Here is a 17198-nt window from a genome sequence, read left to right on the forward strand (position 1 = left end):
CCCCTTGGCGGGGGAGAAAGCGAAAACTTGGGCTTAGCGCAGCTAAGTCCTTAGTTTTCGCCAGAGAGGGGGCGCGGAGCCACGGTGCCGATGGCCGTCCATCCAGGGGCGAGCCATGCAATGCAGCATCCGCGGAAGGCCTCGCAACGGACCCAACCGCGGCATCTCAGGATGGGCCCCGGCCTTCGCCGGGGTGACACCCTGGGTGGGGCAAAAACTGCGGTCACCCACGGTGCCCCGGCCCCTCAAGCCGCCGCCTCAGCCAACAGCTCATCCGACACCGCCCCCAGCCGACAGATGATCTCCGCATCCTGCCACTCCCCGGTCGCCGGATCGCCGCTGCGCGAAAACGCCACCGCAGCCATGCGGTCGGCCATCAGCCGCTCGCACAGCGCCCGGGCATAGCGCGCACTAGGCACTTCGCGGCTTTCCTCGGGGATCGGGTAGCCGTTCTTCCCCCGCACAAACCCCTGCACGACATAGTAGGTGATCATCCCCCGCGGCCCCCGAACTGTCCTGTTGTTCACTATTTGTTCGCATTCAAACACCAGCTCCGCGACGGAGTCGAGTCGGTCTCGTGACAGCAGCGTGATGTGCATTCGTGCATTGCACAGCTTGACCGATGATATGCATTAATGCATTGATGGCAGCATCGCACCTGGAGCTGGCAATGACCTCCTACCTGATCGAGCGCGGCCCTTACCCCATCGACGCCGAAACCATCCGCACGGCCCTCGGCCTCAAAACCACCGCCCTCGATCTCCTCATCACCGCCGGCATCACCTCGATCTGCGCAATGAGCGTCCGCCCCGTCACCCGCGAAGTCTGGGATGTCACCATCGACGATGACCCCGCCACCTTCGGCGTTCCGCTCTCGATCGGCGCCCCCCGCGAAAGCGCCGCCGACCGCCGGCTGGTGCGGCGGGTCGAGTATGTGGCGGATGATTTCGCCGTGGCGAAGGCGCGGGAGCGGGTGGAGCGCTGGTGCCGCAACCAGCATGAGGTGGCGCTGGCTCTGCTGGCGGAGCGGGAGGGGCAGGGGGCGGCGGAGCTGGCGGAGGTGGCCTAGAGGGGGCTGCCCACCAGCTTGGCCGTAGGGTTCATAAGCACGGCGCCACACTGCTTGGGACCTACTTGTTGATCATCGCATGGCCTCAACCATGCCGGTCTGATCGGGGCAATGCGCCATCTCTTCGACGCCAAAGGCAACCCCGCGCGAGCGGCTCACCCGCTCAAGTGCAACATCCATTGCGGCAGCACTAACGATCACGCTGCCGCTGCCCCCGACGAGTCGAGTTCTGGCACGTCACTTCAGGCAATTCGCCTTGCGCCACTGGACGAGCCAATCAACGGGAAGATAGTCATGGTCATAGCGCGCAGGAAGCCGCGGAGGGACCACGAATGACGCAACCGCTACCCCATGGCATTCGCGACAATCATACTCGGGGAACTGTTGCGGAATTCCTCTGCTCGCGGGTTGCAGAGGGAAGCTCACTCTCGGTTGTGTCGGCCTACTTCACCATCCACGCCTATCAAGCGCTTCAGTCAAAGCTGGAAGAGATCGCCGGCATGCGATTTCTTTTCGGGGAGCCGCAATTCATCGGCGCGCTGGACCCTGAGAAAATCGAACGCAAACGATTCAAGATAGAGGATGACAGTATCGAGTTAGCGAATCGCCTGCAGCAGAGGCAGGTGGCTTTTGAGTGCGCCCGTTGGCTAGCGGACAAAGTTCAAATCCGATCAGTGGTCGACGCCAATTTAGTGCATGGCAAGATGTACCACATTGATGATGGTCGCCGAGAACACGCCATTGTTGGAAGCTCCAACTTCACCCGCCGTGGACTGGGGCTGTCGAGAACCCCCAACATCGAACTCAACTTGATAGTCGATAGCGATCGTGACCGCGCCGACCTGAAGGAGTGGTTTGACGCAATTTGGGATGATCAGCAGCTTGTTTCAGACGTAAAGGTCGACGTGCTCCGGTACCTGGAACAACTGTACGTCAACCACGCGCCAGAGTTCATCTACTTCAAAACCCTTTATCATCTATTTGAGCGTTTCATTTCCGGCCAGGAGGCCGACTCCGCGCTCTTCGAACAAACCGCCATTGTCGACACCGATGTCTGGAACGCACTTTTCGATTTCCAGAAGGATGGCGTCAAAGGCGCTATCCACAAAATCAACGCGCACAATGGCTGCATTCTCGCGGACAGCGTCGGCCTGGGAAAAACCTACACGGCGCTCGCAGTCATAAAGTACTTTGAGCTTAGAAATCACCGGGTGCTTGTTCTCTGCCCCAAGAAGCTTCGCGACAACTGGACCGTGTTTCTCGCGCAGAACAACAGCGAGCTGAACCCGTTCTTGCGAGATCGCTTCAGCTACACGGTGCTCTCGCACACGGACCTTTCTCGCGAGAGCGGAAGGGTAGACGGCGTGGACCTCTCGACGATCAACTGGGGCAACTTCGATCTCATCGTGATCGACGAGTCGCACAATTTTAGGAACGATACGAAAGGAAGGAGGGATGAGGACGGCAACGTCATTTCAAAGAGCCGGTACGAGCGGCTTATGGACGACGTCATCAAGAAGGGCGTTAAAACAAAGGTTCTGCTACTGTCCGCCACGCCCGTCAACAATGACCTTCGCGACCTTCGGAACCAGATCTATTTCGTTACGGAGGGGCGCGATGCGGCTTTCGCGCCCGCCCTCGCCATCAATAGTATTAGGGACACTCTTGCGACGGCACAGAAAACCTTCATGGAGTGGGCGCGTCGGAGCGGAGAGCGCGATGCACGCGACCTGATGGACCGCCTTCCAGCGGCATTTTTCACGTTGCTGGACGAGCTGACGATCGCAAGATCACGAAATCACATCAAGAAGTACTACCGCGCATCGCTCGAGGCGATCGGCAATTTTCCAAGACGGCTTAAACCTCTTTCGATGTTTTCGGAGATCGATCTCAAGGGTCGATTCCTATCGTACGATAGGCTGAACGACGAGATTTCGAAATACGAACTCTCGCTCTTTAATCCCTCGCGGTATGTGCGGCCGGCCTACAAGGCACAGTATGAGGAGCGAAAAGTCAGGAACTTCTCTCAAGCCAACCGGGAGAAATTCCTGATCGGAATGATCAAGGTGAATTTCCTTAAACGACTCGAGAGTTCGGTCCATGCCTTTGCGATTACGATGGAGCGCACGGTCGCAAAAATTGAGGAACTGGAGAAGCGGCTACGCGACTATCAACGTCACGCTCAGGCAATGGAGGCTGTCATCCAACCCGACTTCTTTGCGGTCGAGGACGACGACGACGAGGATCTGACGCAGGCATTTCAAGTCGGTGCAAAGCTCAAGTTCGAGATGGCGCATCTAGATATCACTCGTTGGCTCAATGACCTTGCAACCGACAAACAGCAGCTCTCGCTGCTCTCGGATTCCGCGAAAGCCGTAGATGCGTCCCGGGACGCGAAGCTGGCAGAGTTGAAGAAGCTTATTGAGCGAAAAGTGCGCAATCCGCAGGCCAATAGCAAAGGAGAAGAGATCGGGAAAGTTATTGTTTTCTGCGCTTTCGCGGACACCGCCTCGTACCTGTACGAGGCTCTGGAGCAGTGGGCTCAGAAGGAGCTTGGCGTTCACATCGCCCTAGTGTCCGGGGGTTCAAAGCCCAACCGAACGACCTTTGGTAGAGCTGAGTTCTCGCAGATTCTGACCAACTTCTCCCCTCGCGCAAAGCAACGTGAGAAGATTAGGTCGATGCCGCAAAGCGGCGAGATCGACATTCTGATTGCGACGGACTGCATCGCCGAAGGCCAGAACCTCCAAGACTGCGACTACTTAATCAACTACGACATTCACTGGAATCCGGTGCGCATCATTCAGCGATTCGGCCGCATCGATCGCATCGGCAGTCTTAATCGTGAAATCCAGCTTGTGAATTTCTGGCCCACGCCGGACCTAAACAAGTACATCAATCTTAAGAACCGTGTCGAAGCACGTATGGCACTAGTCGACATCTCAGCTACCGCGGAGGATAATATCCTTGAGACGAAGGATATCGAAGAGCTGATCCAAGACGACCTTCGTTATCGAGATAAGCAGCTATTGCGCCTTAAGGACGAAGTGCTCGATCTGGAAGACTTCAATGAGTCAGTCGCCCTGAACGAGTTCACTCTCGACGACTTTAGGATCGAGCTACTGGGCTACATCGAGGCGAACCGAGAGCGGCTAGAGGGTGCTCCACTGGGTCTCTACGCCATTGTCCCGCCTCACTCGGACTATCCAACCATCCAGCCCGGAACGATCTATTGCCTGAAACAGCGAAACGCTTCGCCTGGCGCCGAGACGGTCAATCCGTTGCAACCGTATTTCCTCGTCTATGTCCGCGAAACCGGGGAAGTTCGCTACAATTTTACAGCGCCAAAGCAGGTCCTGGAGATTTTCCGGGCGGTGTGCCAAGGCAAAGGCGAACCCTACGCTAAGCTGTGCGAACTCTTCGATACGGAGACGTCCGACGGCAAGGACATGAGCCGGTTCAGCATCCTCCTGGACGCTGCGATCAGCGCAATCGCCTCCCAGTCCGACAAGAAGAACCTTGGCAATCTGTTCGTGGGACGTGGCGGCAAACTCGTGGACGACACCAAGCTACCGAAAACGGCGACTGACTTTGATCTGATCACGTGGCTGGTCATCATGCAGCCTGAGGAGGCAGTGGGTGGCTGACACGAGGCTCAAAGTGCAATCGGCCCTGAAGGCGCTTGCGAGCACTACCATGAAGGCAGGTGCGATCGAGCTGTTAGGCGCCCTGGGGTATACCAGCAACAAGACGGTCGATCTTGACGGTACGCCTTCATCCTTCTTGGGTTTTGTCGACCGGGATGGAAGGCTGTCGGCAAAGAGAGAGGCGCAAGTCGAAAAGTGGCAGCGCGTCGATTTCCTGTTTCAGCTTACCAACGACGAGATTCCAATTCTCGCCGAGGGCAACCGCGATCTATTCGCGAGCCGGCAGGATTATCGAACCTCGATCATAGAATCCTTCGTGTTCCTCGCCATTGAGCTTGCCGACGAGGAATGGACGCGCCGGGCCCTTGCCGGCATTACTCGCGAGATCAACCGGCTGTTCCCCATGCCGGCACTGATCCTGTTCAGGCACGGAGATCTCGCTTCGCTCGCTGTCATCGATCGCCGGCCGAACAAGAAGGATGGATCGCGCGATGTGGTGGAGAGGCGCATCTCCATCGTGAAGGATATCAAGCTCACCGCACCTCACCGAGCCCACGTCGATATCCTTTGCGATGTAGCATTGTCCGAGGTGAAGGTGCGCGGTCGCGGCAAACCGACCAATTTTCGCGATCTCTATAATGGCTGGATAGAGGCCCTCTCCGCTCAGACGTTGAACAAGCGGTTTTATGGAGAGCTTGCTAATTGGTTCTTCTGGTCGACTAAGGTTGTTGAGTTTCCAGCCGCTGTTCGCGCGCGCCACAACGAGATGACAGAGAAGGCGAAGCGCGAAGCATTCGATGCTCAGAACCAAATCGCCGTCATCCGGCTGCTCACCCGACTGATCTTCGTCTGGTTCATAAAGGAAAAAGGGCTCGTCCCTGATGCGCTGTTTGATCCGGTGGAATTGACGGCGCTTCTGAACGAAGACGTGGCCGCCCAACGTGACGGCAGCACATACTACAAGGCCGTGCTGCAAAATCTGTTCTTCGCCACACTCAATACCGAGATGTCCGAAGATCGCAAATGGCGGACCAAGGGCGGTGGCGGCGGGCTGAATGGGCAATATCTCATCCACACGGTCTATCGCTTTCGTGACGCCTTCCGTGATCCCGACAAGGCGCTGGGCATGTTCAAGCAGGTGCCGTTCCTCAATGGCGGCCTGTTCGAATGTCTGGATCGCGAGGTCGCCCCCAGCGATCTCGAACGCAACCCGGACCTGAAGAAGCGCCTCGTCAAGGAAGGCTCACACGATGTCATCCGCATCGATGGCTTTTCCGAGCGCCCCGACAACCCGCTGAAAGTGCCTAACAAGATCTTCTTCGCCACCAGGGAGAAGGTGGATCTGAATGCGGAATACGACACCCAGGGCAAGACCTATGAGGCCGACGGCCTAATCGAACTCTTTTCCCGCTACAAGTTCACGGTTGAGGAAAACACGCCGGTGGAGGAGGAGGTCGCTCTAGATCCCGAACTGCTGGGCAAAGTGTTTGAGAACCTTCTCGCCAGCTACAACACAGATACGCGCACCACGGCGCGCAAGAAGTCCGGTTCGTTCTACACCCCGCGCGAGGTGGTCGACTACATGGTTGACGAGGCCCTGGTCGCCTATTTCGAGCGGCGTCTGGCAGCAACGCCCGGAGCGCCCGCGCCGGGCAAGCCACGCCAGCATGTGCTAGACATGGTGATGCCAGGCGAGTTCGACCTCGCCGTCAACCAGCAGCCGATCGGTGCTGAGGACGCGCTTGCCAGCGACCTCGACATGCGCCTGCGCAATCTCTTGTCTTTTAAGGAAAGCGGCAATCCGTTCTCGAATGCCGAGACAGACGGGCTGATCGAAGCCATCGACAATCTGAAGGCTTTGGATCCGGCCTGCGGCTCGGGTGCGTTCCCCATGGGCCTGTTGCAGAAGCTCATTCACGTTCTGCACCGTCTGGATCCGGACAACAGCCTCTGGCGCGCCCAATTGGAGCGGCCCTATCGGGAACGAGTCAGGCGGGCAGCGTCGCTCGATCCGGACCGTCGTGAGGTGGAACTGGAGGATGCAGAGGGAGCCCTCGCCAAACTTGACCGCGATTTCTCCGACGCCAACAAGCCGGATTACGCCCGTAAGCTCTATCTCATCGATAGATGCTTGTTCGGTGTCGATATTCAGCCAATCGCGGTGCAGATCGCCAAGCTGCGCTTCTTCATCTCGCTGGTGGTGAGCCAGAAGATCGATCGCAATCAGGACAACGCCAACATCACGGCGCTCCCAAACCTCGAGACCAAGCTCGTCGCTGCCAACAGCCTTATCCCCATTGAACACAAGGCGCAGGGCGACCTGTTTTCTGATCGGAGTATCAAGGAGAAGGAAGCAGAAATTCAGGCCATGAACGCGCGCTATTTCAGTGCTCGCTCTGCCCGAACCAAGCAGAAGCGGCGTGAAGATATCGCTCGCCTACGTCTCGAGCTTGGTGAACTTCTCAGCCGTGACTTCGGCGTTTCCGGAAACGATGCCCATCTCATGGCCTCTTGGGACCCGTTCGACCAGAACGCCGCCGCACCTTTCTTCGATCCTGAATGGATGTTCGCATTACCGACGCCCGAAACCAAGAACACGGAAAAGGACATTCATCGGATCGGGCCGTTTGATCTGGTCATAGGCAATCCGCCCTATGTGCGGCAGGAAGCGATCAAAGATCAGAAACCTGCGCTGCAAAAATTCTATTCAGGCACGAAGGTTGCACCCGGCGCATATGCCGGCACGGCGGATCTGTTTGTCTATTTCATCCAGCGTGGCATCGAGCTGCTGAACCCCGGCGGAGCCTTCGCCTACATCACCTCGAACAAATGGTATCGCGCCAAATACGGCCAAAACCTTCGCGGCTGGCTGAACCGGCAGACGGAACTGCGCCGTATCGTCGATTTTGGCGATGCCGAGGTGTTCGACGCCATCGCCTATCCCACCATTATCATTGCTACACGGCGCGATACGCCGGTGCCCGCGCCGGGTGAGAAGGACATCCTGCGCGTGATGAACTGGCCGCAGGCTTTGGACCGGGAGGATATTCCCGGCTTCCCGAAGCTGGTGGACGAGATCGGCTTCGACATGCCGCAAAAGGCGCTCGCCATCGATGGCTGGCAGCTGGAGCCGCAGGCGCGGCGCGGGCTCCTGGAGCGCATCCGCGTGGCGGGCATGCCACTCGGCCAGTATGTCGAGGGGCGCTTCTATCGCGGTATCCTGACGGGCTTCAACGACGCCTTCGTCATCGACGGGCCGACCAAGGACCGGTTGATCACTGAGCACACTAGTTCCGCTGAGATCATCAAGCCCTTCCTGCGCGGACGCGACATCAAACGCTGGCGCGTGGAGCCACAGGACTTGTGGTTGATCCGCATTGAGTCATCCGAGAACGTCGTACACCCTTGGACAGGCTTGCCGGATGACGAAGCAGAAGCTGCCTTTGCCACAGCGCTGCCCGCCATTCATCGGTTCATGAGCGCGTATCGCACGGAGCTCGTGAAGCGATACGATCAAGGCAAGTATTTTTGGGAGCTACGCTCTTGTGCCTATTGGCAGGAGTTCGAGCAGCCGAAGATAGTTGTTCCGGCAATTTCCGATCAGCCGAACGCTGCCTTCGACACTGGCAATCATTGCACGAATAATAAAGCCACCATCTTCGTAGCCAAATCGCCCTGGCTGGCATTGTCCACCTTGAACAGTCCAGTCGGACTTTGGTTTGCGAGGCAGACCTTCGCCACAAAGCAAGGTGGGTTCTTCGATTTCGAACCGCGCTACTCCGGGACATTTCCCATCCCGCGGGCATCCGGCGAAGATGAGCGACGGCTTTCCGTACTGGCGAAGGCTGTTGAGGCCGCATCTGACAACCGCCTCGAACAGCTCCTCAACGGCTTCGTCTATGAACTCTTCTTCCAAAACGATCTCCACGCTCGCGGCCTGACCCTGTTCGACGAGGCCGAACGCTCAGGGCTAGGCACACTCGCCGGCCTCGAGGGCTCACGGCTGGTAAAAGGGGCCGAGGAATTCGCAGATCGCGTTTTCCAGCCATCGCACCCGCTCTATGGCATGTTGTTTGATCTTCAGGCGCTCGATGTCGTCCGTATCATCGAAGGCAAGGAATGAGTGACGCTGCTCTCGCCCCGCAACCTGCCGCTGCAGCGCCACCTGCGCCCAATCCATTGCGCATTAACACGCTGTCGCTCTGCGACTTTCGGGCGTTCCCAAACCCGGTGACCTTTGATCTGAACGCGAAGAATCTGCTGGTCTTTGGCGAAAACGGCGCCGGTAAGTCGTCAATTTTTGAGGCGCTCCGTCACTTTTTCTCGCTACGCCCACCGCAGATTGCGACTGTCGAGAACATTTTTTCTGATCGGCCTGACACCGACTTCAAGGTCGAGGTCACGTTCAATGACGGCACCCAAGCTGTGTCTTGGTCAAAGGCCCGGCATCCAACCCGCGCGCCGACCGATGCCCGGGTAGTCGAAGCAGCCCTGCGCAGGTCATGCCTCGATTATCGGGCGCTGCTTGACACCAACTATATTCACGGCTCGAAGCGTCCCAATCTTTTCGATATCTCTATTTCAACCCTTCTTGCCGATTTTCCGGTAGCGACGGAAGGGGGCATCCCGAAGACAGTCGGCCAACTTTGGGCCGACGTCGAGCGGGCAAAGCCTTGGAACTACAACCTCTCGCTCGACCCAGTGCAGCAGGCGTGCGTCGCGTTTAACGGGGGCCTCCGGCTCGCTCTTGAAGCACTTCATCCGCGCCTTGTAGCGCTGATCCAGGCAATGCTCGGTGCGGCGATCGAAGTGAAGCCATTCCAGTTCGGTGGGGTGACCTACCAGCATGAGTGGTTCAAGCGGGACCGCATTTTCAAGGGCAAGTATCTCTTTCCGGAGATCGCCTTCAACGGCAGAGACTTGCCCACGCCGCAGACGTTCCTGAACGAGGCACGCCTTTCCGCATTCGCGCTGGCGATGTATCTTGGTGGCCGGCTCGCCTGTGTGCCAACCGGTGGCGATCGCCTGAAGCTGCTTGTCCTCGACGATGTCCTGATCGGCCTCGACCACGACAACCGAATTCCTGTGTTGCGCGTGCTCCAGCAGCATTTTGCCGATTGGCAGATCGTCGTGCTGACACATGACCGGGTCTGGTTCGATATGGCCCGCCAGTATCACGATGGATCCAGTGCCTGGACCTGGGCCGAGATCTACGCCGACGGCGATGGCGGGCGCGCGACTCCGACGATCAAGAGGCCAAATGGCGACATTGTTATCGCCGCGCTGGATGAATGCGCCGCCCAACTCGCAGCGAACTCAATCCCATCGGCCGCCACATCGGCGCGTCGGGCATTTGAGTGGGCGCTCAAGCGATTCTGCGAAAAGCGCCGGGTGCATGTCGCCTTCACAATGAACCCGAAAGACAACGATTCCGAGGTTCTGATGAATGCGATTGCCGCTTGGGCTGCCTTGCCCAGCAACAATCGCGCTGCCCGTCTCAATCCGATCCTTGCGGACTTGCGGTTGTACAGGGCAGGAGTTCTGAATCCGCAGACCCACGCCAATGCGCCAAATCCATCGCGACAAGAGGTGGAAGGGGCGGTCGCGTCGATCCTCGCGCTGGAAGCTGCGCGTAGGGACAATTCGATACAGTAGGGCTCGGCCGACACTTGCAGCAACCATCGAAGCGAGGGGCAGATGGACGTACACAAGTCATCACTACTTGATGTTTTCGATACAAAGCAGCGTCTCGAAGTTCCGCTCTTCCAGCGTCAGTACGTTTGGAACGAGGAGCACCAATGGCTCCCGCTCTGGGAGGATATCGAACGGAAGTTTGCGGAAACCCTTGCCGGCAGGAAGGACGGACCGGTCCATTTCCTGGGCGCGATGGTGCTTGACCAGAAGCAGACACCAACCGGCCATGTGGTCCGCCGCCAAGTCATTGATGGCCAGCAGCGACTGACTACGCTGCAGATATTCCTCTCAGCGTTCCGGGATTTTTGCCGAGAGCACGACTGCAACGAACTCGCGGATGAGTGCTCGAAGTTCACCCTCAACAGCGGGATGATGAGCGACCCTCAGATCGACAAGTTCAAGGTTTGGCCGACCCAGCTTGATCGAAGCCAGTTTGCCGACGTGATCACTGCCGGATCAAAGTCCGCACTGGTTGCGCTGCATCCACTGGTTCGAAAAAAGTACGCGCAGAAGTACGATCCCCGGCCGCGTATGGTCGAGGCCTACCTATTTTTTCACCGCCAGCTCGAGATTTTCTTTTTGGGGGAGAATGACGAGGCGCCGGCAGCTGCTGAGTTCGCACTAGCAGACCGTTTGGAGGAGTGCTTCGGGACCCTGAAAAATGCGCTGATGGTCGTTATTATCGATCTGCAGGCCAGCGATGATCCCCAAGTGATCTTTGAGACATTGAACGCACGCGGTGAGCCATTGCTGCCTGCGGACTTGCTTCGAAATTACATCTTCCTTCGGGCGTCGAGGGATGGCGGCGATGCCGAGGCGCTATACCGGAACTACTGGCAGCGGTTCGATGACGAATTCTGGCGGGAAGAGGTCAAACAGGGGCGCCTAACGCGCCCGCGCAGTGATCTGTTCATGCAGCATTTCCTCGCCAGCATGCAGGGCCAGGACATTCCCATCAAGCACCTCTATGTGGAGTATCGGCATTGGGTGGAGCGCGTTCGCCCGTTCGCGAATGTCGAGGAGGAGCTGGCGACATTGGCTCGGCAGCGCGACCACTTCCGCCGGATCCTAGAGCCGAAGGCCGGCGATCCCCTGTTCGACCTGGCCGTGTTCATGGATGCGTACGATATCCGCACCGGCTATCCCTTCCTGTTGGCACTCCTTGAGGCCAAGGTGGGAGATGCGGCATGGCTAGAGATTTCGACGATCATCCAGTCCTACCTGCTCCGGCGTGCTGTCTGCGCACTCAGCACCAAGAACTACAATAAGATATTTCTCGCGCTCACCCGCAATCTTCGCCGCGATGGCTTCACGGCGGAGAACGTCAAAGCTCAGCTTCTTGGACAAGGTGGGGAGTCGAGTGAATGGCCTGACGACGGCAAGTTCAAAGAAGCGTGGCTGAATACTCCGATCTACAACCAACAGGGTAACGCCAGGCTCGTGTTTCTCCTGTCGCGATTGAACGACACATTTTCGTCGTCGAAGGCTGAGGCACTGACCTTCTCCACTCAGCCCTCTATCGAGCACATCCTCCCACAAAGCTGGCAGGAGCACTGGCCGTTAGCCGACGGTTCGGAAGGTCTGAATTGGCAGGGTTTGTCGGAGGCAGAAGAGGGCGATTTTCGAGCATCTCTGACGCGCTCGCGCCATGCGAAGCTCCAGACCATCGGTAACTTGACGATCCTCAGCACCGCCCTAAATGCCGCTCAGTCGAACCTTGGCTGGAACGACAAGCGGCCGGAGCTGATGCTTCATTCGCTCTTGCCGATCAACCAGGCTCTCCAGAGCCAGGCAACGTGGGACGAAACAAGCATCGATGCGCGGGGCCGGTTGCTGTTCGACCGCGCCTTGACCATCTGGCCAAGATGAAGAGGTTAAGGTGAGCATTGACCGTGCGCCGTTCGACGATGCGATGTTCCGCATCTATGAGACTGCAAAGACAGAGGCTGGCTACACGGCATCGGTATTCCTCGGCATGCTGGGCCGACAGGGCGGCCTACTGACAGCGAAGCAGCTCATCAATGGAAGCAAGCCGTCGGACGGCTACACAGCGCTTTACGAGCGCGGCAGGCTCGACCTGACCGTTGAGGCGCTCGTGGTGGAGAATGAGAAGTGGCATTCGCTATTCACAGCTGATGAACTCGCCCGGGCCAGGAAAAGGCTGCGTGAGTATGGCTACGAAGCCAGGCCGTAGAGAATTTTGTTGTCGGGCAGGCCGCGGATCGGCGACGACCCGACATAAGCTCAGGAACTCGAGCTGCAGTCGCCTACCGCACCACAATCGAACTCCTCAGCCCAATCGGGTCCGCGATAAAGTGCAGCCCCTCGATCCCCGACCCCGTGCCCCGCACCACAATCGAGCCATAGCCCAGCAAGCGCCCGAGGATGGATTGGTCGACGATGACCGACTCGACCTTTTCCATGTTCATCTCGCCGGTCTGCCGGCGGATCAGGCCGCGTTTCTGGATGACGCGGCGGGTGGTGACGGCGATTTCGGTGGTGGCCTGTTCGATCCAGGCGCCGGTGAGGCTCCAGAGGCCGAACAGCAGGACAATCGCGCCCAGGATGGCAAAGGCGATGGCGAGGCTCGACCCGATCGGCGCGAGGATGAGGATCAGCCCGATGGCGGCGAGGATCAGGCCGCGCAGGTAGACGATCCAGTGCATGCGGCCGATGGCCAGCACCTGCTCGTCGGGTTTGAGAACGCTTTCGACATAGCCCATCTCAGAGGCCCTTCCGCTATCAACGCCCACCGCCGCGCGCCCGCGCTTGTCGGGGCAGGTGCTCGACTCAACCTTCGCCGGGCTTTCGGCGACGATACGTGCTGTTCCCTAATAGATGGGCAAGGGCAAGTCGCATGCCCCTGGCGCGATGAGGTGTCGAGAGCGGGTTGGGGGAGGTCGAAGGGCGCAGGCTCGACCCGCATCAACGCATGGGTTGCCGCTGGCCGCCGGTGGGACGTGCAGCCTGATGGATCGGCCGCGAGGGGCGCAGCAGGGCTGGGGCAGGGCACCCACCCCGGCGCCGGCCGTCCCCGTGAACTCGAGACTATCGCGGCGGTCACCGGGGTTGGTGACCGCCGCGCTGCTTCAGCCGGCGATGAACGCCAGGAGGTCGGCGTTGATCGTGTCGGCGTGGGTGGTCGCCATGCCGTGCGGGAAGCCCGGATAGGTCTTGAGCGTGCCGTGCTGCAGCAGCTTGATCGACAGCAGGGCGGAATCGGCGATCGGCACCACCTGGTCGTCCTCGCCGTGCAACACCAGCACCGGCACGTCGATGGCCTTGAGGTCTTCGGTGAAGTCGGTTTCCGAGAACACCGCTATGCACTCGTAATGCGCCTGGGCGCCGCCCATCATGCCTTGCCGCCACCAGTTGCGGATGGCGCCATCGATGACGGTCGCGCCGGGCCGGTTGAAGCCGTAGAACGGGCCGGACGCCACATCGAGGTAGAACTGCGAGCGGTTGGCGGCCAGCGCCGTGCGGAAGCCGTCGAACACCGAGAGCGGCAGGCCGCCCGGATTGGCGGCGGATTGAACCATGATCGGCGGCACCGCGCCGATCAGCACGGCCTTGGCCACCCGGCCCTTGCCGTGGCGCGCGACATAGCGGGCCACCTCGCCGCCGCCGGTGGAATGGCCGATATGGATGGCGTTGCGGAGGTCGAGCGCGGCGGCCAGTTCGGCGACGTCGGCGGCATAGGTATCCATCTCGTTGCCGGTGTCGGTCTGGCTCGAGCGCCCGTGGCCGCGCCGATCATGCGCGATGACGCGATAGCCCTTGAGGAAGAAGAACAGCATCTGCGCGTCCCAGTCATCGGCCGATAGCGGCCAGCCGTGATGGAAGACGATGGGCTGGGCGGTCTTGCTGCCCCAGTCCTTGTAGAAGATCTCGGTTCCGTCCTTGGTGGTGATGTAGCCGCTGCTCATCTGCTGCTCCTTGCGTTGAGTTGATGCAACGGGAGGAAGCCTAGTGCCAGTTCGTCGGCGGCCGAATTCTACGCTCTGGTGGCGCACTCATACCAAGGTATGTCAGGCCACCGCCTGCTCGACCGCGTGGACGAGGGTATCGGCATCGGCGGGCTTTTCGAGGAAGGCCCGGCCACCGGCGGCGAGCACGCGATCGCGGACCGCGGCGGTCGGAAACGCCGTCATGAAGATCATCGGGATGAAGCGACCGGCGGCGATCAGCGCGGCCTGCAGCTCGTCGCCCGGCATGGCCGGCATCTGGATATCGACCACCATGCAGTCGGGCCGTTCGCCGCCGGCAAGGAATTCGATGGCCGAGCCATAGGTGCTGACCCGGTAGCCGGATGAGCGCAGCAGGCTCGCCAGGGAAACGCGGACACCCTCGTCGTCGTCGACGATGGCGATGGTCTTTTCACTGGGCATGACAAACTTCGGGCATGACAAACTTCTCGTGCCGCGGCGGCGCGACCATGTGGCCGAGCCTTGCGTGCCTATCGCTTATGGCGGAGTGGCGGGCACGGCGGAATCATACGCAGGTTTGCTCCTTGCCCCTCATGGTTTGATGCCGAGCGCCTCGGCCTTGCGCACCAGGTCGGCGAGCGTCCGAACGCCCATCTTCCGCATGACGTTGCCGCGATGGATTTTCACGGTGATCTCGCTGAGCCCGAGAATGCCGGCCACCTGCTTGTTCATCAGGCCCGCCACCACGTGGGTCATCACCTCGCGCTCGCGCGCCGTCAGGGTTTCGAACTCCGCCGTGAGGTCGCTGCGGCTCGCGGCGGCCGCCCGCTGCTGCCGGTCGCGTTCGATGGCGGCGGTGATGGCATCCAGCATGTCCTGGTCGCGGAAGGGTTTGGACAGGAAATCCACCGCGCCCGCCTTCATGGCGCGGACGCTCATCGGGATATCGCCATGGCCGGTCATGAACACGATCGGCCGACCGATGCCGCGTTCGGCCAGTTGCCCCTGGAAATCCAGCCCGCTGACGCCCGGCAGCCGCACGTCGAGCACGATGCAGCCGGGCGCATCGGGCAGTTGTGCGGCCAGCAGCTCGGCCGGCGAGGCGAAAAGCCGGGTGGCGAGCGAGATGGAGCGCAGCAGGCTGTCGAGCGCCTCGAGCACTGCGGGATCGTCATCGACCACCGCGACGAACGGCGCCGTGGCCGGCGGCGCCGAACCGCCTTGCCCAGATGTGTGGCGGATCATGTGCTGGCCTCCTTTGCCGGCAGCGACAGCCGAAAGGTCGCGCCATGGGGCGGCGTGCTTTCGACGGTGAGGGTGCCACCATGCGCCTCGACGGTGGTCCGGCAGATGGCGAGGCCCATGCCCATGCCGTCTGCCTTGGTGGTGAAGAACGGATCGAACAGGCGTTGCAGGTTCTCGGGCGCGATGCCGGGGCCGGTGTCGGAGACGGTGATCTCGACCCGGCCGCCGCCGGCCGAGGCCTCGACGGCGAGGCGGCGGTCGCCGGGCTGGTCGGCCATGGCCTGGCTGGCATTGACCATCAGGTTGACCAGCACCTGCTGCAGCTGCACCCGGTCGCCGAGGATCGTGGGCAAGCCATCCGGCGCCTTGATGCTGAGCTGCACGCCGGCCCGGGCCAGCTCGCGGTCGACCAGCGCCGATGCCTCCTCGACTAGTGAGGCAACGCTCAGCTCGGCCGGCTCGGCCGGCGCCTTGCTGAGGAAGGCGCGGATGCGCTTGACGATATCGCTGGCGCGCCGGCCTTCCGAGATCACCCGGCCCATCGCCGTCTCGACCTCCTCGAGGTCGGGCGGGTCGCGGCGCAGCCAGCGCATGCCGGCCTCGCCATTGGTCACCACCGCCATCAGCGGCTGGTTGACCTCGTGGGCGATCGAGGCCGTCAGTTCACCCAGTGTCGCCACCCGGGCGGCGTGCGCCAGCTCGCTCTGGGCCAGGTGCAGGGCGTCATGCGCTTCGCGCCGTTCGGTGATGTCGACCAAAAAGACCAGCGCGTTGCCGTCGTCCTCGGGCGTCGCGGGAAAGGTGATGGCGAACAGGACCGGCACGCGCCGGCCATCGGCGCCGATGATCTCGGTCTCGCCCTCGTAATGCGTGTCGCCGCGGGCGAAGGCGGCGAGAGCTCCGGCAAAGGTGCGGTCGCCGGCGCTCAGGATATCGCCGACGGTGCCGCCGAAGGTGCCCGCGTCGGCCCCGACCATGGCGAGAAAGGCCGGGTTGGCGTCGACGATGCGGATCAGCCCCGGCGCCCGCGCCTCGAGATCGGCCGGCGTCGCGGTGGCCAGCTCGGCGCGGACGCGCGACCAATCCTCCTCCATCACGCCCATCCGGGTGGCGTCGAACATCCGGCGGTAGCGCCGTTCGCTCCGCACCAGGGTGGCGGTGGCCGATTGGTTCTGCAGCGCCAGGAGAGCTGCAACGCCGATGGCGGCGATGCTGACCAGGGCGCGCAGGGTGGGCGAACCGGCGTGGCTGATGCCGTGCGAGATGACATAGGCCAGCAGCGTAAGCCCGATAGAGGCGCCGGCGGCGACGATGATCTCGGTCCGCCTGCCGGTGCGCGCCACCATGAACACCACGAGCACGTAGAGCACGGCCACGGCGCCCTCGAGCGGCGACAGGGTATCGAAGAGGAAGATGGCGAGCGCCAGCGCCGCGGCGCTGAGGCGATAGCCGTTGGCCCCGATCAGTGGGCGCGCGCGCTTGCCACCTGGTGCTGCCCGACCTGGTGCGGCTGCTCGAGACGACATCGACGCTCACGTCCTCCAATGCCGGGCTACCGGTCGGCCCGCCGTTCGATCATGCCCTGACCGAATGCACTCCGATAGTGCGGCGGGCCGA

At 60.7% G+C, this 17198-nt stretch carries 12 protein-coding genes; 6 read left to right on the forward strand and 6 right to left on the reverse strand.

All coding sequences use genetic code 11. The annotated features are described in order from the left end of the window. Positions 1–245 precede the first annotated feature (245 nt). Positions 246–599 (reverse strand): hypothetical protein, encoded by a 354-nt coding sequence (locus AC1ROK_RS15395; protein WP_492848386.1) that lies wholly within the window; start codon positions 597–599, stop codon positions 246–248. Positions 600–670: 71 nt separating this feature from the next. On the opposite strand from AC1ROK_RS15395, the gene AC1ROK_RS15400 reads away from it, so the two are divergent. The 6 genes from AC1ROK_RS15400 to AC1ROK_RS15425 all read left to right on the forward strand — a co-directional run bounded on the left by AC1ROK_RS15400 (position 671) and on the right by AC1ROK_RS15425 (position 12604). Continuing rightward, positions 671–1069: a hypothetical protein gene (locus tag AC1ROK_RS15400; RefSeq protein WP_492848388.1), complete on the forward strand. Its 399-nt coding sequence runs from the start codon at positions 671–673 to the stop codon at positions 1067–1069. A gap of 332 nt (positions 1070–1401) precedes the next feature. Further along, positions 1402–4716 carry a helicase-related protein gene (locus AC1ROK_RS15405; RefSeq protein ID WP_492848390.1) on the forward strand — a complete coding sequence of 1105 codons (3315 nt, stop codon included), beginning with the start codon at positions 1402–1404 and terminating at the stop codon, positions 4714–4716. Continuing rightward, positions 4709–8839 carry an Eco57I restriction-modification methylase domain-containing protein gene (locus AC1ROK_RS15410; protein WP_492848392.1) on the forward strand — a complete coding sequence of 1377 codons (4131 nt, stop codon included), beginning with the start codon at positions 4709–4711 and terminating at the stop codon, positions 8837–8839. The genes AC1ROK_RS15405 and AC1ROK_RS15410 overlap by 8 nt, the downstream gene beginning before the upstream one ends. Continuing rightward, positions 8836–10371, forward strand: a complete 1536-nt coding sequence (locus tag AC1ROK_RS15415) for an AAA family ATPase (RefSeq protein WP_492848394.1) — start codon at positions 8836–8838, stop codon at positions 10369–10371. Before AC1ROK_RS15410 ends, AC1ROK_RS15415 begins: the two co-directional genes overlap by 4 nt. Before the next feature lie 42 nt (positions 10372–10413). Then, a complete protein-coding gene (locus tag AC1ROK_RS15420) occupies positions 10414–12279 on the forward strand; it encodes a DUF262 domain-containing protein (RefSeq protein ID WP_492848396.1) in 1866 nt (621 codons plus the stop codon). Between the two features lie 10 nt (positions 12280–12289). After that, on the forward strand, positions 12290–12604 hold the full coding sequence (locus AC1ROK_RS15425; RefSeq protein WP_492848398.1) for a hypothetical protein: 315 nt from the start codon (positions 12290–12292) through the stop codon (positions 12602–12604). Positions 12605–12677: 73 nt separating this feature from the next. Here AC1ROK_RS15425 and AC1ROK_RS15430 read toward each other — a convergent pair whose 3' ends face one another. The 5 genes from AC1ROK_RS15430 to AC1ROK_RS15450 form a co-directional block, all read right to left on the reverse strand. Continuing rightward, a complete protein-coding gene (locus AC1ROK_RS15430) occupies positions 12678–13133 on the reverse strand; it encodes a PH domain-containing protein (protein WP_492848400.1) in 456 nt (151 codons plus the stop codon). 366 nt (positions 13134–13499) lie between these two features. Further along, positions 13500–14336 carry an alpha/beta fold hydrolase gene (locus AC1ROK_RS15435; RefSeq protein WP_492848402.1) on the reverse strand — a complete coding sequence of 279 codons (837 nt, stop codon included), beginning with the start codon at positions 14334–14336 and terminating at the stop codon, positions 13500–13502. Positions 14337–14438: 102 nt separating this feature from the next. Beyond that, the gene (locus tag AC1ROK_RS15440; protein ID WP_492848405.1) at positions 14439–14798 is read right to left on the reverse strand and encodes a response regulator transcription factor; all 360 of its coding nucleotides are present in this window, start codon (positions 14796–14798) and stop codon (positions 14439–14441) included. Positions 14799–14927: 129 nt separating this feature from the next. Beyond that, on the reverse strand, positions 14928–15581 hold the full coding sequence (locus AC1ROK_RS15445) for a response regulator transcription factor (RefSeq protein WP_492848407.1): 654 nt from the start codon (positions 15579–15581) through the stop codon (positions 14928–14930). Beyond that, a complete protein-coding gene (locus tag AC1ROK_RS15450; RefSeq protein ID WP_492848409.1) occupies positions 15578–17107 on the reverse strand; it encodes a sensor histidine kinase in 1530 nt (509 codons plus the stop codon). The genes AC1ROK_RS15445 and AC1ROK_RS15450 overlap by 4 nt, the downstream gene beginning before the upstream one ends. Positions 17108–17198: the final 91 nt, after the last annotated feature.

The sequence above is a fragment of the Devosia sp. GW821-FHT12F11 genome (genome assembly GCF_058806655.1).